Origin of the sequence: Halomonas qinghailakensis (assembly GCF_025820815.1) — a bacterium.
Classification (GTDB): Bacteria; Pseudomonadota; Gammaproteobacteria; order Pseudomonadales; family Halomonadaceae; genus Vreelandella; species Vreelandella qaidamensis.
On the sequence record NZ_CP096973.1, the window covers coordinates 2,988,428 to 3,007,661 of the forward strand.

General features: G+C 53.6%; 9 protein-coding genes. 2 read left to right on the top strand and 7 right to left on the bottom strand.

Annotation, left to right across the window (positions count from 1 at the left end; genetic code table 11):
• Nucleotides 1-2 precede the first annotated feature (2 nt).
• From M0220_RS13730 to M0220_RS13760, 7 genes are all read right to left on the bottom strand, one after another.
• Nucleotides 3-1,337 (bottom strand): aminotransferase class I/II-fold pyridoxal phosphate-dependent enzyme, encoded by a 1,335-nt coding sequence (locus tag M0220_RS13730; RefSeq protein ID WP_030071999.1) that lies wholly within the window; start codon nt 1,335-1,337, stop codon nt 3-5.
• Complete coding sequence (locus M0220_RS13735) at nt 1,334-8,665, bottom strand: type I polyketide synthase (protein WP_264017952.1); 7,332 nt, start codon at nt 8,663-8,665, stop codon at nt 1,334-1,336. Before M0220_RS13735 ends, M0220_RS13730 begins: the two co-directional genes overlap by 4 nt.
• Nucleotides 8,662-10,284: an LTA synthase family protein gene (locus M0220_RS13740; RefSeq protein WP_264017953.1), complete on the bottom strand. Its 1,623-nt coding sequence runs from the start codon at nt 10,282-10,284 to the stop codon at nt 8,662-8,664. The genes M0220_RS13735 and M0220_RS13740 overlap by 4 nt, the downstream gene beginning before the upstream one ends.
• Before the next feature lies 1 nt (nt 10,285).
• The gene (locus tag M0220_RS13745) at nt 10,286-11,092 is read right to left on the bottom strand and encodes an SDR family NAD(P)-dependent oxidoreductase (protein ID WP_264017954.1); all 807 of its coding nucleotides are present in this window, start codon (nt 11,090-11,092) and stop codon (nt 10,286-10,288) included.
• Entirely contained in the window at nt 11,089-12,324 is a 1,236-nt protein-coding gene (locus M0220_RS13750) for a capsule biosynthesis protein (RefSeq protein WP_264017955.1), read from the bottom strand. The genes M0220_RS13745 and M0220_RS13750 overlap by 4 nt, the downstream gene beginning before the upstream one ends.
• Nucleotide 12,325: 1 nt before the next feature.
• Nucleotides 12,326-14,374, bottom strand: coding sequence for a capsular polysaccharide biosynthesis protein (locus M0220_RS13755; protein WP_264017956.1), 2,049 nt, complete (start codon nt 14,372-14,374; stop codon nt 12,326-12,328).
• A 150-nt stretch (nt 14,375-14,524) separates the two neighbouring features.
• Nucleotides 14,525-15,697, bottom strand: a complete 1,173-nt coding sequence (locus M0220_RS13760; protein WP_264017957.1) for an RNA-guided endonuclease InsQ/TnpB family protein — start codon at nt 15,695-15,697, stop codon at nt 14,525-14,527.
• Between the two features lie 489 nt (nt 15,698-16,186).
• Here M0220_RS13760 and M0220_RS13765 point away from each other — a divergent pair, with 489 nt between their 5' ends.
• Nucleotides 16,187-18,169, top strand: a complete 1,983-nt coding sequence (locus M0220_RS13765; RefSeq protein WP_264017958.1) for a sensor domain-containing diguanylate cyclase — start codon at nt 16,187-16,189, stop codon at nt 18,167-18,169.
• Between the two features lie 97 nt (nt 18,170-18,266).
• Complete coding sequence (locus M0220_RS13770) at nt 18,267-19,214, top strand: AEC family transporter (protein ID WP_264017959.1); 948 nt, start codon at nt 18,267-18,269, stop codon at nt 19,212-19,214.
• The last annotated feature ends 20 nt before the right edge of the window (nt 19,215-19,234 follow it).

Genomic DNA, 19,234 nt, shown 5'->3' on the forward strand with positions numbered 1-19,234 from the left:
GTTCACCCTTTAGCGTTAGCGAGCAGCACTGCAAGAACATCCAGTGTCTGGTCGATGTGGGCCTCAGTGTGTTCGCAGGAAAGGAAAAAGCGTAAACGAGCGCTCTTTTCAGGAACAGCAGGGTACAAAATAGGCTGCACGTTAATGTGCTGCTCAAGTAGCGCATGGGATAAGTGGGCTGCCAGCGGTGAACTGCCCACAATAACGGGCACGACCGCAGAGCCGATACTGTGGCCGGTATCCATTCCCCGTGCCTGCGCTTGTTCAAGAAAGTAACGCGAAATTGCCTGCAGGCGGGTAACACGCTCGGTTTCCTGGGGCATTAACTCCAGTACTTTAAGTGAAGGCGCGGCCACTTGAGCGGGCATACCCACGCTATACAAAAAGCCTGGGGCAAAGTAGCGCAGTGTTTCTACTAACGCTTTATTACCGGCGATATAGCCCCCACAGCCAGATAGCGTTTTGCTCATGGTGCCCATCCAGATATCGACATCAGTGGGGTCAATCGCAAAATGCTCTCGTAAGCCTAGGCCTGTGTCACCCATGACCCCAAACGAGTGCGCTTCATCTACCATCAACCACGCTTGGTGGCGTTGCTTTATCTCAATAAAGCGGGGTAGCTCTGGGATGTCGCCATCCATGCTGTAAAGCCCTTCTATCACCACAATTACACGTTCAAATTGGTGACGATGATTGCTCAGCAGGGCGTCGAGCGCGTTGGGGTCATTATGGCTGAAGGGCATGCGCTTAGCGCCGGAAAGCTGAGCGCCAACTAATGAGCTGTTATGAATGTACTCGTCGTGAAGCACTAGGTCTTTCGGGCCTAACAGGTAACCAAGGGTAGACACATTGGTTGCATGGCCGCTAACAAAGGCAACGGCGTCTTCAACCCCATAGATGTTGGCAATAGCCTGCTCGAGTTCCCTGTGGATAGGCCGTTCGCCCGACACAACACGGCTAGCGGAGACAGACGTGCCATAGTGGCCTGCTGCCTCACAAGAGGCTTGAATAACCCGTGGGTCACCGGAGTAACCCAGGTAGTTGTAGCTAGCGAAATTGATGCAAGACTGACCATCAATAACGCTAGTGGCCCCGGCAAGCCCGTCATGGACTTTGAAGAACGGATCTATCAGGCCTAGCTGCTTTGCGCCCTGGCGCAGCAGTGCTAACTGCTGATAGCCAGGGTGAGCATCGAAGCGTGTAAAGCGCTCGGGGACTGTCCGAGTAGCCTCAGCGCCAAATGCTGCAGGCGCTTGAGGGCTGGTGGCCCGTGGTGTTGGACGCTTGCGTGCTTGTTCCAACAGCTTTCGTTTCAGTTCAGAGCGCTTTGCAGTCATGGTGTCTCGGTCGTAGATGTTGAGGCCGGCTCACTAGTGTGCCCATCCGCCCCATGGCGAGCGGCCAGAGAGGCTAACGCATCTTGTGGCGTCTCTTCAACATCCTTGTCATGCTGATGTAACTTTTGAATCAGCACGCCAGCGAGTTTGTTCAGTGTTGATGCCTCGCTTAGCACCATGACTGGTACCTGAACGTTTAACCTGTTCTCAATGGCCGTCATCAGTTCAACCCCCATCAACGAGTCAAACCCCATGTCGTACACTGATCGGTTGATGTCGATTTTTTCTTCATCAATTAATAGGATGCTGGCTAGCTCTGCGCGCAGGAGATCAGTGATCGTGCTGTGCAGTTCTTCCGGTGAAAGATCTGCAAGTAAGGCGCTGATATCGTCATCGTGATCAACGCTGCCATCATCGTCACTGGCGCGAGCAATTTCATTAAACCGCGGCGCTTGGGCGGTGGGTAAGAAACGCGCTAGCGCTCCCCACTCAAGTTCAAGAACGCCAAGGCTTGGCCCTTCGGTTAACAGCATTTGCTCGAGCACCTTGAGGGCGTCATCAGAGCGCAAGGCTGAACCGCCTAGCCGCTCTTGCAGTGCATCTCGGGTGCGCGTGTTGCGCGCTAGGAAGCCAACATCTTCAATCGCCCCCCAGCGTACGCAGGTAGCGGGTAAGCCAGCGGCGCGGCGACGGGCAGCAAAGGCTTCTAGCCAGTGGTTAGCCGCCACGTAATTGGCTTGCCCTGGGTTACCAAATAGCGTGGTCGCTGAGGAGTAGAGGACAAAGAAGTCGAGCGCGATGTCGTGGGTGAGGGCGTCCAGGTGTCGAGCGCCATCAATTTTCGGTGCCAGCACTTTTTGAATCCGCTCAGCATCGAGGTTACGAATTAAGCCGTCATCAATGACCGTGGCAGCATGCACGATGCCCCGTAACGGGCTTAGCTCATGGTGAATGCGTTCCATGACAACGGCCAAGGCATCGCGATCAGTAATGTCACACGCGGCTGCCAGCACTTTCACGCCCTGGGCTTCAAAGGTCGCGATGGCGGCCTGGGCTTCTTCGCTAGCAGGGCCGCTACGGCTTAACAGAACAAGCTGACGTGCGCCTTTGCTAACTAACCATTGGGCGGTTTTCAGTCCAAAACCGCCAAGCCCGCCGGTGACCAGATAGCTGGCATCGCCAGGTAGGGTCATTGTGCCAGTGCCTAATGTTTCGTTGCGCGGTGGCGCAATAGGCTGTTCATAGGTGACCACGACTTTGCCGATTTGACGCGCTTGCTGCATATAGCGGAAGGCGTCAATTACCTGATTGTGGCTGAATGCGGTGAACGGCAGTGGGCTAAGCGTGCCATCGTTAAACAGCGCCATCATTTCTCCAAATAGGCGCTGGGTGAGGGCAGGCTGCACTTTCATCAGCTGGTCGGAGTCGATGCCGAAGTAGCTTAAGTTATTACGGAACGGACGTAGCCCAATCTGGGTGTTTTCATAGAAATCGCGTTTGCCTAACTCTAGGAAACGACCAAACGGGCGTAGCGCACGTAGGTTTTGATTGATCGCTTCGCCCGCCAGCGAGTTCAGTACCACATCCACGCCTTCGCCTTGGGTATCCTCTAGGATCTCTTCGGCAAATGTGAGTGAGCGTGAGTCGTAGATGCGCTCCTCACCCATCAAACGTAGGAAGTCGCGTTTCTCTTCAGAACCCACCGTGGCGTAGATGTCGGCACCTAGCCACTGAGCAATTTGCAGTGCGGCGATGCCAACACCGCCCGCAGCACCGTGGATCAGCACTTTCTCGCCGGGTTCCAGGCGCGCCAGATGCTTCAGTGCGTAGTATACCGTGAAGAAAGTGGTCGGAATGGTGGCGGCAGCGGCGTAGCTGACGCCCTCAGGCAGCGGCGCTACTGCGTGTTGGCTGGCAATCAACCGGTCGCTGAAGCTGGCGGGACCAAAGCCAACGACCGCTTGGCCAGGCATAACGTGCTGAACATTGGCACCAACCGCAAGAACCTCTCCCGAGAACTCAAGCCCCAGGGTCGGGCCAGCGAAGCCATTTTCAATCGCTTCATCGGACAGCAGACCAAGGGTATACATCACGTCACGGAAGTTCAGACCGGTTGCTTTAACACGAATTTCTACCTCATCCGTGCCCAGTTCCGGTAGCGGGCGTGGCCGCCACTGCAGTTGGCGTAATTGGCCTGGTAAGGTAAAGCCTAATGACATTGCTTGATGCGGTTCAGCGTTTGCCTGTTTCTCTGGATGAGGAGCAGGCAGCGTGCGCAGGCGCGTGGCAAACCGATCACCCTCTGCGGTAATGACCAGCTCATTTTCACTATCTGGCGTGGCGATTGATGCTGCAAACGCGATTAGCGCCGCGTCACTGAGTGCCTCTGGTAGATCAATCAGCGTAACACGATGACCAACGGCCTCGTTTGCCAGCGAGCGACCGAAGCCCCATAGCGCCGCGTCATCGCCAGTGCTGGCGGCTTGGGTGGTTAGCCAAAGCATGACACGACTACCTTGGTTCTCAAGCCCACTTGCCTCTAACGCCAGCGACCACTGCTGAGCGGTGTAGCAGCGTTGGGTTTGGGCGCTAGTGGTAGCGCCTTTCAGCCAACGCAAGTCAATTACATTGAGTTCGGCAGGTACGTCTTGGCGTGCCCCTAGCGCGGCTGTTAATAGCGCTTGCGGCGCTGCATCGCTGACGGTTAGCCAAGTAGAAGTTGTGCCTAATTGCTCGGCAAGCTGGGCGGCGAGTGCTTCGTGCTCAATGTCAGAGACAATTAAATGGTAGGCCGTTGATCCGTTTTGAGTCGATGAGTCAGGTTGACGAGTTTCAACGGCTTCTGCCGCAAACTGGCCATGCAGCAGGTAAGCCCCACTCTCCTCAAGTTCAACCGACGGTGAAACGCTAAAGCCCTGGGTGGTTAGCCACTCAATTACGGTGTCTTGCTCCAGGGCGGCTTGGTCGATGCCCGGCGTGGCCAGAAGGTCATCCAACCAACGGCTGGGATGAACGCCTATCACCATGACCTGGGCTCCTGGTGCAAGCTGTGCAGGAAGCGCTTCCATTAGTTGGCGGCTGCGCTCAGGCTGAGTGACGTCCACGCTGATAAACGCCAGTTGAGCTTTTGCGGCGCTACTCAGTGTTGGTAGGGCGTCGTCTAGCGACTGAACATCCATCAGCGGGAAGCGCTCTTGGAGCTGTTCGGCTTGGTGACGAGCGCTATCACTGGTAGTGATAGCGCGATAGTGATGCGCATCTTTTGCAATATGAGTAGTGTTAGCCAGCTGTTCGAGTAGGCGCTGACCAAGAGCGGGAGCACAGGCACCAGCTTCTAATAACTGGAGACGCTGTCCTGATGGCAGGGTCGCTAGCGTCGCCTCCATCAGTGCGCCAAGTTCGGTTGCTAGTACCTGCCAGCCGTCCTCACCGATGAGAACGCGGTTAATACCGGCTAAGTGTTCAGAAGTAATACCTAGGCTTTCAAGGGTGGCAATGCCGTTGCTGAGCTGTTCGCGATGCAGCCCTAAACGACCCACCATATGAATAGGCGCAAAATAGTCGGGGTAATCTTGCACCAGTAACTGCCAAATGGTTTCCGGTGCGAGCTGATCTTCACCGCCGTCATCATTGAACGACACAAACGCTTCGCTAAGCCTATCAAGTAGTGGCGACACTTCCTGGGCATAGCGTTGGCCGGTGCTGGCGGCATAGGTATCGCTTAGTCCCGCCAGCCTAACGAGCGCGTTGTTAGGTAGCGGTAATGTTGCTGCGGTCAGCGGGGCAGGCGTTAATTCGACCTCTAAATAGCTAAAGTGCTGATGATGCGCGCGGTTCAAGCGGATGGCCTTGAAGCGAGTCTCACTTAGCACAGCCACGGCGTTGCCAGCGGCATCATACAGCTCGAAATCAGCGGTGAAAGAGTGAGGTGCTCGTTTGCCCATGACCGCCCGCGCCAGTACAGGGGTACCGGCTTCTGCATTCACCTGAATGCGGCCAACGCGAACCGGTACAAAGGCAAGCTGCGCGGCGAACTCGCTATGCTGAGCCAGCAGCGGAATAAACATCTGGAAAGCACTGTCCAGAATGCCTGGATGAACGTGTAGTGTATCGAGCTGGGCCTGGACATCGTTCGCTAGCGTGATCTCGCCAATCACGCTATCGCCCTCAATCCAGCCACGGCTGATGGCTTGGAAAGCAGGGCCGTAATGTAGCCCGATGCGTTCGGCCATCTGCAAGTGCTCAACCAGGGTGTAGTCAGGTGCGCGGCTGGGTAGGCTAGGCGCTTGGCGTTTGAGCAAAAAGCCACGGCTTTCGCGCATGCGGCGGGCGACGGCATTAAGCTGCCATTCGCTGCCGGTAGCAGGCTCGCGGGAATGGATAGTTAAGCGGCCTTCGTCTGGGTTCAGCGTTAACCGCATGGTGCGGCCATTGGGGCCGTCTAGCAGCAGCGGGGCGCGGATTTCCAGCTCTTCAATGTCTAAAAGCGGTGTGTCTTTCTGCTGTAAGGCGGCCGCTAGCGTAAGCTCTACAAAGCCAGCGCCGGGAAACACCGCGCCTTCACCAACCACGTGATCAGCAAGCCACGGCTGACGTTGGGTGTCCAGCTGGCTTTCCCAGGTGTGGTCTTGCTGTGCAAGCGGATAACCCAACAGTGGATGCTGGTAGTAACGAGACAGCAGACCCTGGCCGTCGTTGGTGCCCTGTACCCAGAGGTTAGTGCGCTGCCATGCATACCGTGGCAGCAGAACCCGCTGGCCTTCCACCGGGAAGAAGTGACGGCTATCAAGGGGTAATCCGCTTAGCAGCAGCTGTCCTAGGCAGTGGGACAAGCCATCTACGCCTGACTTATGGCGTTCAATGGTGCCAAATACTAGTCCACTGCGCTCTTGCTGGCGCAAGGACTCGTTTAGATAGCGGCGTAGAATCGGATGCGCACCAACTTCAACAAAGACGTTGTAGCCCTGCTCGATAAGTGTCGTGGCGGCATGATCAAACAGAACCGGTTCACGAATATTAAGCCACCAGTAGTGGGCATCTAGCTGTGTGCCGTCACTGATGACACCGGTAACGGTCGAGACATAGGGAATATCAGTCGCACGGGGGCGAATGTCAGCCAAGGCGTCGACAACGCCAGCTTGAATGCTGTCCATGGCAGGGCTATGGAAGGCGTAATCTAATGGCAAGCGCTTAGCAAACGTACTCTGTTCGCTGAGCGCTGCTTCAATAGCGCTCAGCTGATCACGATCACCCGCCAAGGTGATGCCTTTGGGGCTATTAATGCCCGCCAAACTGATGTTGTTGAATTCGGCTTTTTCAAGCCAGGGAGCAATCTCTTCCGCGCTCATGGCAACCGCGGTCATTTCCCCTAGGCCACGGGTTTTGCCTTGGTAGAAACTACGGTAGTAAATGACCTTTACCGCATCTTCTAAGGTAAGCGCGCCAGATGCCCACGCGGCAGCAACTTCGCCAACGCTGTGGCCGAACACGGCGACAGGTACAATACCGTTGGATTTAAGCCATTCGGTTAACGCCACCTGAAGGGCGAACAGCGCCGGTTGGGCGATTTCAGTACGCTCAAAGCGACTTCCGTTGGCCACTGGAGGGTTGCGCCCGGCGAGTTCATCGCGTAGCGAAAATTCGCCATGCTGCTGGAACAGAGCATCTACGCGGTCAATGGCATCGCTGAACGCGGGCTCATTTAGCAGGTCATGGCCCATGGTTTCCCATTGGCAACCATTGCCGTCATAAACGAACACGGGGCCGCGGGCGTTTGCTAAACGCTCAAGCGTTACAACGCTGTTGGTTTCACCGTCGACAAACTTGCTGAGCGCATTGGCGGCTTCGCCCGGTGTTTGAGCAAAGCAAAGAGCCCCAAACGTATGCTGCTCACGATGGTTATAAAGCGTGTGCGCAATATCATAGAAAGCCTGGTGACTATCACGCAAATGGCTGGCAAGCGCCTGGGCATTGGCTGTTAGCCCTTCTTGGCTACGCGCGCTAATGCGAATAGGTAGCGCTATGTCAGGTACTTGACGAGGCGCGGGCGTTTTTTCGGGGGCGCTTTCGAGAATGACGTGGGCATTTGCGCCGCCAAAACCAAAGGAGTTAACGCCAATTACCAAGCGGCCCTGTTTCTTGAGCGGCTGCGCTTTGGTAACAACGCTAATGTTCCACTCATCAAATTTGATGCGTGTATTCAGCTTACGTATGCCGATTGTGGCAGGCACTTCACGGTGCTGCAGACTGTAAAGCGCTTTGGCCAGCCCGGCGACGCCAGAGGCGGTTTCCAGGTGACCAACGTTGCTTTTTACTGAACCAATCAGCAGTGGCGTTTTGCGGAATTTGCCGAGTGCTTCACCAATCGCGCGGGTTTCTATCGGGTCGCCAACGGCGGTACCGGTACCGTGGGCTTCAAGGTAGTCGATCTCATCAGGAGTAATACCCGCCTGCTGGTAGGCACGACGCATTAAATCAATTTGAGCGCTGGGGTTAGGAACAGTGAGGCCAGACTTGTGGCCGTCAGTATTGACCGCCGAACCGGCAATAACGGCTAGAATATTGTCGCCATCGGCGACCGCCAGGTCGTAATCCTTGAGCAAAAACAGTCCCGCACCTTCCGAGCGCACGTAGCCGTTGCCTGCGTCATCGAAAACTTGGCAGCGGCCAGTGGGTGAAAGCATGCTGGCCTTAGAGAAAATAATAAAGCCATAAGGATGTAGGTGGAGACTAATACCGCCCGCCAGCGCCATCGTTGTTTCACCGCTGCGTATCGATTGGCAGGCTTGGTGAAAAGCGACCATGGAAGACGAACAGGCGGTATCTAGCGACATGCTGGGGCCATGCAGGTCAAACACATAAGAGAGCCGGTTAGAAGCAATACTTGAGGTGTTGCCCGTTGCAGTAGAGGCGTCAATTGCCCCCATGTCATCGGCTAGACGATAAGAGTAGTCCAGGCTGGCGACACCAATGAAAACGCCGCACTGGCTGCCGCGAAGGGTGCTAGGCACTATGCCTGCGCTTTCCATGGTTTCCCAAGCGAGTTCTAACAGCATGCGCTGTTGCGGGTCCATGTTCGCCGCTTCACGGGGCGAAATGCCGAAAAACGCTGCGTCGAATCCGCTGATATCGCCTAGGCTACCCGCAGCAAACGTGATGCTGGTGCCAGGATGACGTTTGTCTGGGTGCCAGTAAGCATCTTGGCTCCAGCGGTCAGCGGCCACTTGGGTGACGAGGTCTTTTTCGGCTTGCAGGTCCTGCCAGAACGTTTCAGGGGTGGTGCCGGGGAAACGATGGGCGGCGCCGATAATGGCAACGCGTTTAGTCATTCTTGCTCCTGAGGTTCTGGTTCTGCCTTGATCACATCGCTATTTATATCGCGCCCAAACGCCTGTTTAAATAGGTAGACGCCAAGTTCGTTTGCTTCCAGCGTATACGATTCTTGCTCGTAGGACGGATGGTCGTGCGTATCACGCTCTATTTCCGTTGACCATATCATGTACGGGGTGCTGCTAGCAGGGGGCGAATAGTGCCTGTAGGCGGTGGGTAATATCGGAACATGATCACCGTACCAGCCCAACAGCCCTGGCCTTATCGCTGAGTTTAGCGCTGCTTTAACGCTTCCAAGCATTTTATCCGATTCACCCAAATGGTGCAGGTAAACGGCTAAATCACGCAAGTGATTTGGTAATGGCCATGGCGCCGTTGGTAAAGTGGATGCTAACCACGCTTGCTCCGGCGCTTCTAAATGTAACGGGCCGTGATTCTCCATCGTAATCACAAACACAAACAGTGGCCTATTATCGTCATCTTCAAGCAGTCGTCCAACCTTTCGTGCAACGGCTTGATCACCAATGTATTGGCCGTGCTTATCCTGGCTATCGAATGCGCTGATATCGATAAACGTTTCAAAGCCCAGTTTGGGAATAACGCTGTCGCGCATGTAGAAGGTAGCGGGGTAGGGGTGAACGCAAACGGTTCGGTACCCCTGTGCTTGAAAGGCACTGGCAATACTGGGTAGCGGGTGACGTGACAGCGTGCGGTAGGGGTTGAACTGTCGTGGCCCCCAGGTGTCAGGCGCAATGCCCGTTAATATGGCACATTCGGTACGTACTGTATTGGCACCCCAAGCTGGCACGTTTAGTGCTCCCTTCATGACCGCTTCGGGGCGCGTGGCATCATAGTGTGGCAGTAAGTCTGCGGCAATCTCGCTACACCAGGTACGCGGGTCAAAAAACGATTCACTTTGCACTAACACCACATTGGGGAGCGCTGCATGGTCAGCCTGATCTAGGGGGTGATGAGTGACGTGGTGAAAAGGTGATGCCTCAGATGTGGGCGGTTGGGAGCGCATTAGGGCAATGCCGTAAGCCCACAGGCTGGCAAACAGCCCCAGGTGATTGAGGTCAAGGACAGGGTCAAGTGTGATCGGCGGAAGTTTGCGCCAGCCTAACCAAACCAATAATGCCCCTGAGGTTGCCATGACCAGGCTGCTGACCAAAAAAGCTATGCTGCCCCATTGGCTGATTAGCGAGGCTTCAATATATAAGAAGCTGCCAATGGCAATGGCCCCTGCGCTGCTAGCGGCAATGGCTAAGCCGATGCCGAAAAAAGGCACATAGAGACGGGGGTGCAAAATAGCATCCCAGAAGTATTCAAAATCGTGGCAGATAAAGGGTTCGTTCAGCGTGCGTGACTTGGTATTGCTGGACTGCACGACCACCAATTGCAGCGACAGAACAAAAACGACCGCAAACCAAGGGCGCTGCAGTAGCAGAACAAACAGTCCAAACAGCAGTAGCCAGCTACCAAGGTGTACGATGTTTGCAGCAATGTTGCGTTGCCAAAACGGTTGTGGGCGAGGGCTTAGCAGTGACTCGAACAGCAAGCTTCCCAATAGGCCAACCAGCAGCGGGCTAATAAAGGTAGTGGATACAAAAAGCTGCACGCTACACGCCCCCGGAATGATGAAAACCAAAGCGTTTGATCAGCCATTGAGAAAGTCCCGCAGGTAAAACGGCCAGCCACCAAGTGCCGAAATTCAACGGAAAAGGAAAGCTGATACGGGCGCGGTTCGCAGCAACGCCACGTTGTATGGCATTGGCCGCACGCTCTGGCGGCCATTCCCACGGCTTCGGGCCGGGCATGGCATTGCACATGGGGGAAGTGACGTAGCCAGGCATGACCACAGTAACGCCAATGCCATGGGGGGCGAGCAGCCCTCTAAGCCCTTCGCCATACGCTTTAATGCCTGCTTTGCTGGCGCTGTAGCTGGGCGTTGTTGGCAAGCCGTGCCAGCCAGCTAGAGAGCTAATAAAGACCAGCTGGCCGCTGCCTCGTGCTTGCATGGCAGGCACTAGGCGCTGGGCCATTGCAATGGGAGCTTTTAAGTTAATATCCAGTAGCGCTTGAACCTCATCCCATGGCTCTAGTGCGTTATCGTGGGGATGTGTATTAATACCCGCATTGGCGATCACGATATCGGGTACGTGTTGGGCACATACGCTATCTAGCCAAGCGGTGAGTTCGCTATCGTCGGTCAGGTGAGCAGATGACAGCGACACGCTTGCTCCCTTTTCACGACAAGCCGTTGCCAGCGTTTCAAGCGACGATTGATTGCGCCCATGCAGCACTAAATGCGTTGTTGGGGTTGCGTAAGCCTGTGCTAGCGCTCCACCTATAGCGCCGGTAGCCCCGGTAATCAGCACGCAGCGTGATTTGCCCGTAACGGGTAGTGTTACTTGACCCACGCTCAAAGTAACTTCTCCAGCGGTGAAGGGCAGGCTTCCAATATATGGGCGGCGTTATTCACGGCTAAATCGATACTGGGCTGACAATAAAAGCCACCATTTACCTGTGCAGTGTGCATTACCGTATTGCGGAAATAGCCAAATAGCGCCTGACTGGGCGGTGGCGGCTGGTGCCAAAACTCATCGAGAGAACCTTCATAAGTTAGGCCCGTTAAACGATAGATAGGGTCGCTAAGCGCAAAGGTGGGGCACTGTTTTTCCAGTGACACAATACCCACGGTACTATTCACTGTGACCGTCCCCGTAGCGTGCTTAAGCAGTGGGTTGAGGTTGCCTGATTCCAGATAAACGATACGCCCCTGAAGGCCGTAAAACTCTTCAAGCTTTTGAATAATACTTGGGTAATTAACCAGCCCCATGTCTAGCGGGTGGTTTTTGATACACAGCAGGGCATCGCTAGGGGCATGTAAGGCAAACGACCCCATAACGTGAGTCATCACTTCTTCCATATTGGCGTAAGGGGAGTGATCACGAATCTGCGCATCCGTGTTGAGCTGTAGGGGCAGCATAAAATAAGGCCTTTTGCCCTCTATCAGCTGCTCGATACGCTCTGCATCGCGTTTTTTCCACTGTCTTAGTAGCGTAAAGCGCTTAACGTAGCCCGCATACTCTACCGGTGCTGTAATTGGCGCGTGATTACGGTAGTGGGGTGCCACCAAGGGGTTGGCAAGGCCGGCTAAGTGGTAGCACACATCATGAGCGGCGCGGATTTTAAACGATGAGCGAAAGCGAACAGGGGCGGGCAGCTTTGGCAGCGCTTTACCTGTTTCATAAAACCACTGTGGATCGCGGGGCAGCAAGGAGTGGCCATTAACGCCATCGCGTTCAAGCGTGATCCAAAAAGGGCGAAAGTACCCCTCTTCAAACACATGCGTGCGAATACCGGCTGCTGGCGCTAGGTCAACCGCTGGGCGGTGAATTGGGCGGCGGTCACCGAACAGCACTTGATCAGTGATCTGATAGCGTTGCCACAGTGATTGGATATAGGCCGGTAGCTCACTTAAAGGCCCCCGAAATAGATGGTTCTGGCTGTGGGTGCGTTGCCAGTAAGCCATATCGCCAGCGTTGAAGTTAACCTTTACCACGCGGTGTCCATCGTCGGTAAGCCGACGAGCCAGGCGTTGATAAAAGGGCGAGCAGACGCCTTGTAAAAATAAGAATGCACGCTTTTGCTTCAACTTAATGACTTCCAATAAATAAGTTACGATAACAGCGATACAGTCGCTGCTTCCATGTAAGCCTATGTTTTTTTGTTAAAACGTATTGTGATTTAGCCTGTTCCAACAGGCTGACCACTGTTTCTGCATTACATAGCTGTCGAGAACTAGGGTCGACGTAGTTTGGGTACAGAAGCAGTGTTCCTGCTACCAATGCATCTAGCGATAGCCCTCGGTTGCGTCGTGGGCAGTGCATGGCATCCTGGGTGAGCCCCCAGCCAGCGTAAAATGGCAGGCCATAGGTGTATACCTGGCGTTGACGAAGCAGTGCTTCAAAGCCGGTGAGCGAACTCATGGTATGCACAGCATCAACGCGTGCTAATAGCGTGGTGATATCGATATGGCTAGCGTCAAGATCATACAGGCGTTTGGCGTTGGTATCGAGTGCTCCAATACGAGCACCTGTCAACACGTCTGGATGGGCCTTGTAAACAATAAAGGCATTAGGGTTCGCTTCACGAACAGCGGTTAACAGCGCGCTATTCGTACATATTTCTGGTGAACCAGTTGCAATCGATGCATCGCTTTCTACCTGCCCAGGCACCAAAATAGTGTGTGTGTTGGTGGGTAGGTCAATGGTCTCTTTGCCTGGCACATTGTATTTAGATAGTTTTAAAGCGACTAATCGTTTACGTAACTGGGCCGCACGGGTTAGCAAATCATCGCTAAAATCAGCATTGTTGAGCAGGGTTTCAAGCTCGCTAGGCTGACTGGGATCGTAGTAAATGCCATAACGGTCAATCACCAAGGAGAGGGGTTGAGCAAGGTCTACCCCCAAGCCTACAGAACGGATAAAGCCGTCTTCCATTCGCCATAGCGTAGCCATGTGGTGAGGGTGGCGGCTCTTAAAATCGTCGTTAATACGGCTAGACCACACCAGCACCTTTGTTTTTTCTAACGGCTGTTCCTCAGCGGTGGGTAGCTCTTTTTGATAATGCACCTTTGCCGCTGGGCCAAGAAAATCACCAATGAAGCGCCTTTTCCAGGAAGAAAAACCACAAGCTAACCACTCACCGCGCAAACGTTCTTGCTGGCGTTTCTGATCAGCAATTAAGGCGATGGTTTCTTCCAGCGTTGATGGAGCGCCCGTGTAAGGATTGGCGTAGCGGGTATAGCGTAGGTATGCGGCGGCAAAGACCTCTTCGAGCGAGCGTTTTACCCTTCGTCGTGAGCAGCTAAGTTGATCAACGGTTAATCCCCAGCCTGCATAGAAGGGAAGGCCAAAACAGTAGACACGCTTGCCTGCCATTAATGCTTCAAAGCCCAGCTGGCTGGTGACCACATAAACAGTATCGACACAGTCAAATAGTGCCCAAGGGTTAATGTCGTCGCTAATAATGTGGCAACGGGGGTGCTGCTGAACGTGTGCTAAATGGCCCTGTTTTTTGCCTGCAATGACGTCTGGGTGTACTTTGACTAAAATGTTAGCGGTAGGGTGGTTAGTTAACGCGCTTGCTAACATCCGCTGGAAGCTATCTGCGTTGGCTCCGCCGTGATGGATAGACGCATCGCCAGCCGTTTGGTCAACCACTAACACATTAGACGTTTCAAAAGCGCTAGCGTGTTTAGCAAGGGGCACGGGGTGGTCTGGCGCGTGGTTGTATTTTGACAAGCGATAGCGTGACAGTTGTTCAATGCAGCGCGATGCTTGAGCACACTCTTCTATTGTAAAGGTAGCGTTATTTAGCCAATTTTCTAAATCGCTGGGTCGCGAGGCATCGTAATAAATACCGGTGTGATCAACGACCATGCTATGGGGCTGGTAGCCTTCAACACCTAACCCTAAAGAACGAAGAAACCCATCCTCTAGAGCGATATACGCCAGACGATGGCGGCGGGCATACTCTCGGGCGCGCTTACTAGTAGGTTTAAGCCCCCAGCCAATAACCGCATGGGGCTTAGCGCTCAGCCGCCCAAGGCGTGCAAAACGCGTGTATTCAGGTAAAAAAGAAGCAAGGGCAGAGATCTTAGAAATACCGGGAGATGTATAGCCTGCTATAAGCTTTGCCATGTGAAGAGCCGCAACCATGTTGAAAACAAGCGCGATATCAGCGCAAAGACTTAAAGCGGCGAACATACGTGAAAAGGTTGAGCTTATCAATTAGGTGTGACTGCTCCCCGCCCTAAGCGCTGGTGCGCCACGGGCGAGGCTTCCCACTTCTCAGGCCGCTGCCGGCGCGTGACCGGGCTTACGCAGGCCTCCGTGGGCAGGAACCGACAGTCCTTCGGCTCGTAGTTTGATAATACCCTGATGACGAATGTTGATCGCGGCGTTGATGTCACGGTCAATGCCTTGCGCACCACAACCGGGGCAATCCCAGGCACGAATGCTGAGCGGCATTTTATCGACCTTGTGGCCGCAGCCAGCGCAGGTTTTGGAGCTGGCAAACCACTGATCGATTTTGACCAGATGCTTGCCTTGGGCTGCTGCCTTGTACACCAGCTTTTGGATCAGGCTGTGCCAACTGGCATCTGCAATATGTTTTGCCAGCTTGCGGTTTTTCAGCATGTTTTTGACTTTCAGCGTCTCAACCACCACCGCTTGGTTGTCGTCAATGAATTGTCGAGACAGCTTGTGCTGGAAATCAGCACGGGCATTGGCCAGGCGCTCGTGCGCCTTGGCAAGGGTTAGCCGTGCTTTCGCACGGCCCTTGCTGCCTTTCTGGCAGCGGGAGAGCGCTTTCTGCTTGCGGCGCAGGTTGGTGCGCGCACGCTTGAGAAAGCGGGGATTGGGGGTTTTATGACCCTCCGAGTCGATGGCGAGGTGTATCAGCCCCATGTCCACACCCAGCACGGCGTCCACTGTTTGCAGCGGTGCCGGGGCTTCCTCTCCGTCATCGACCAGCACCGAGGCGTAGTATTTGCCGGTGGTGGTGCGGGTTAAGGTGATGCTTTTCAGCGTACCGGTGATCTCACGGTGAAGGCGCGCCTTGATAGACGTGAGTTTTGGTATCTTGATCTCGCCTTCACCGAGCTTGATGCCGGTGCAGTGATAGCTCGATTGTTTGCCGTGCTTGCGCTTGAACCTGGGGTAACGGGCTTTTAACTGGGGGTTAAAGAAGTTCTGGAAGGCCCGATCCAGGTTAATGCACGCTTGCTGCAGCGCAATCGAGTCAAAATCCTTGAGCCAGTGATACTTGCGGGACTTCTTCGCCACCGCTAGCAGCGGCTTGAGATCTTTTTTGGCGCGGAGCTTGGTGCCATGCCGTTTGTACTGTGTTCTGATGATATGCAATGCCTTGTTGTACACAAACCGCACCGCGCCGAACTGGGCGTTCAAGAACGCTGCCTGTTCAGGGGTCGGGTAGAGACGTACTTTCGTGGCTTTCAGCATGGTATGGGGTTATTAAAGCTGTATATCTATCCATTATAAGTGGCGAAGGGCAAAGATCAAACCCTGCAGCGCTATCGCGCTGCCCGCTTATATCCCCGCCCGACTGTGCGAGGGTTTACGCGGAGTTTTGCTAAAATTGTATTACGCTAATAGAGGTTTCTGTTACTTAATGTCACAATTAGGCATTGGCTAGGTTCAGGCAAGGTTGCGCGCATATTGTCCAATTTTTTGATAAATTGGTGGTTCGTAAAATAATTAGGGCTGACTTACTGGGTAAAAAGTTAGTGAGTGTTAGCAGAAAACAGGTAACTGGCGTGTCAAGTGTCTACTTTTTCAAAAACGATGGATATAAAAGTAATAGTAGACGAGGGGGCACATGGAAGATGTTGATAAAATTGATATTCACGCGTTACGTTCATAAAGCTTGTTTTTCTGGAATAGGGCTTTATGAAACGCATGTCCAGTAAATTTAATCCAAGCAAGCTTTTGATGCTTGGTTCATTGAAAAGCCGGCTACTGCTGGGGCTTTCTTGTGCGCTGCTGTTACTAGCGGCTCTGGTGCTGGGGATGGCGTGGCAGGTGGGGAAAACCATGGTTCAAGAAACCAATATGGCCCATCTACGCTACGAAGCTAACCTAATTGCAGATGAAATTACTCAACAAGTTGAACATCGATTTCAGGCCCTGGATAGGCTTAGTGACGTTATTGGCGTATCCAATAATGAGCAATGGGTAAGCCATCAGTTAGGTAGAAACGATGCGTTGCTGGCATGGTTTGATGCCATTGTTATCAGCGATACACAGGGCCGGATTTTATCAGATTGGCCTGTTGTGCAGGGGCGTGCAGGGCTTGAAACCAAAGAACTTGAATATTTTAAAACGCTAAAGGGCACACGCAGGCCCTATGTCAGTGAGCCGTTTGTTGGCCGTGCCAGTGATATACCAATGGTGTTAATTAGCGTTCCCCGTTTTGATAACGCCGGTCAGTTCACGGGGTTTATAGGAGGGGTGGTCAGTTTAGACAGCAGTGGGTTGTTTAATCGCTTGGCCACTATCCGATTAGGTAGCAAAGGGTATGCCGCTGTTGTTACCGCCACCGGTAAGGTGCTTTATCACCCCGATCGATCCTTAATCAATAACGCAGACTTTGACTCTAAAGCGAGCCCTTTGCTTGATTTAGCGCTGGACGGCTGGCAAGGCGATGGCGTGGGTAGGCTGTTGGATGGCCGTATGGGTCTGCAGTCATATTCACAAGTATGGCCTGCTAGCTGGGTAGTAGGGCTCTATTTGCCCACAGAGCAAGCTCAACTGCCGCTGTCTGGCTTTATACACAAGCTGGGATGGATTTGGGTCGTCATCGCACTATTAATGATGCCCGGTTTATGGTGGCTACTTGCGCGTATATTAGCACCCCTTAATAAGCTAGAGGCGCAGATTGGTGATGTAGGGCTTGGGCGTCGTGCTTACGTTGATCTTGAAACGAATATGCAAGAACTTGAGCAAGTAGCCACTACCTTTAATCGCGTTGAGGGAGAGCGACAGCAGCTTGTTGGTCATCTTCAAGAACGGGAAGCATTTTTAGATTCTGTATTAAATGCATCGCCTCAAGGCATGTTTGTCGCTGATTTTGGTGGCAACATCACCTATATGAACCCTGCGTTGTTAGACGTGTTGGGTATTGAAGCTAATATGCCGATGGAAGCGTGGCTTGAACAGATTCACATTGATGATCGTTCCGGCGCGAAAGATATGTGGATGCATAGCTTAAAAACCGGCAATGACTACACGCGCCAACTGCGCTTTATTCGCAGCGACAAAGAGATGCTATGGCTAGATATCCATGCCCGTGTGGTCATGCTTACCCAGGGCGGACATTCGCTTGGTTTAGTAGGTGTAGTGAAAGATATTACCGAACGCCGTGAGCAAGAAGCGCTACAACGTTGGGAAGCCGAGCACGACCCCTTGACCGGTTTGCTTAATCGGCGAGGTTTTGAGCGCCGCCTTGAAGAAGCCTTTGCTGATTTCCAGAAAACCAGCACGCCCTCGGCACTGCTGCTGTTTGATCTAGATCATTTCAAACCGATTAACGACGAAGGCGGGCACGCGTTAGGTGATGAAATGCTACGCCGTATCGCCCAGGTAGTCGCGTGGGAAGTTCGTCGTAGTGACCACGTGGCGCGTCAAGGGGGCGATGAGTTCGGTGTGTTGCTGCCTAGCTGTACCCTAGGCCAGGCAGAACGTATCGCTGAATCGTTACGTCAGGCAGTCAGCGAGGTATCCGTTGTTCATGAGGGCAAAGAGTATACGGTGACGCTAAGTATCGGGGTCACCTGCTTCGACGAGACCGATACCACCGTAGACGCGGCTCTTTCCCGTGCAGATGCTGCCAGTTACGACGCCAAAGGCGAAGGGCGTGACAGTGTCGTGGTTAAACTGCCAAAGGCACAAGACCCAATGACACTTTTTGAGTAAAGCACATAAATCCTCGTTAGTGTGAGCCGCAGCCGGTCGACAAATCTTGGGTGACGGTAGAATATAAGCATCTGCTTATTCGATTGAGAGTGCTTTTGTGAGCCTACTTGATATTTTTTCTCGCACGCTAGATATCACGCTGCCTGTGTTTGCCATGGTGTTTGTAGGCATTGGTCTGAAGCGTCTAAAGTGGATTGACAGCGGGTTTGTTTCCACCGCGTCAGCACTGGTTTTTAAAGCAACGCTGCCCACGCTCATTTTTTTAAGTCTCATCAAAGCAGACCTAAGCGTTGCCTTAGACGTGCCTCTATTACTGTTTTTTGCCGCCGCCACGCTTGGCCAGTTCTTTATTAGCTGGGTGTGGGCTAGCTATCGCGTGCCTAAGGCCGACCGCGGTATTTATGTGCAGGGTGCGTTCCGTGGTAACTGCGGTATTGTTGGGTTGGCACTGGCCGCAGGGATGTATGGTAATTACGGACTTTCGACCGGCAGTCTCCTGCTTGGTGTGGTTATTATGATGTATAACGTCCTTTCGGTAGTGGCGTTGGCGGCTTATCAGCCCGGCCAATCAACAGACTGGCGTAGCCTGTTAAAGCATATCGTTACTAATCCCCTGATTATCTCTGTACTTGCTGCGCTACCGTTTACGGCATTTTCGATTTCGCTTCCCCGCTGGTTAGTTACCTCAGGGGATTACTTCGCCTCGTTAACCTTACCGCTAGCATTGATCTGTGTAGGCGCGACGCTGTCGGTGACTACTATGCGCAGCGGCAGCCAAACAGCGTTAAGCGCCAGTAGCATGAAAATGATTGTGCTACCGTTACTTGCCACGCTAGCGGCATGGATGCTCGGCTTCTCTGGGGCACAATTAGGGCTGTTATTCTTATTCTTCGCCAGCCCAACCGCCTCCGCGAGCTTTGTCATGGTAAAAGCAATGAATGGCAACGTAGCACTGGCCGCTAATATCATCGCTATCACCACCTTAATGGCCAGCATAACCGTCACCGCCGGTATCTTTGTGCTGCGCCTTTTAGGCTGGATTTAAACACTGCGGTTGGCTGGCTC

Bases quoted from the DNA above. Each gene is read 5' to 3' on its own strand.
- M0220_RS13765 (WP_264017958.1), top strand. From the start codon at position 16,187: ATGCTTGGTTCATTGAAAAGCCGGCTACTGCTGGGGCTTTCTTGTGCG.
- M0220_RS13735 (WP_264017952.1), bottom strand. From the start codon at position 8,665: ATGACTAAACGCGTTGCCATTATCGGCGCCGCCCATCGTTTCCCCGGC.
- M0220_RS13760 (WP_264017957.1), bottom strand. From the start codon at position 15,697: ATGCTGAAAGCCACGAAAGTACGTCTCTACCCGACCCCTGAACAGGCA.
- M0220_RS13730 (WP_030071999.1), bottom strand. From the start codon at position 1,337: ATGACTGCAAAGCGCTCTGAACTGAAACGAAAGCTGTTGGAACAAGCA.
- M0220_RS13755 (WP_264017956.1), bottom strand. From the start codon at position 14,374: ATGGCAAAGCTTATAGCAGGCTATACATCTCCCGGTATTTCTAAGATC.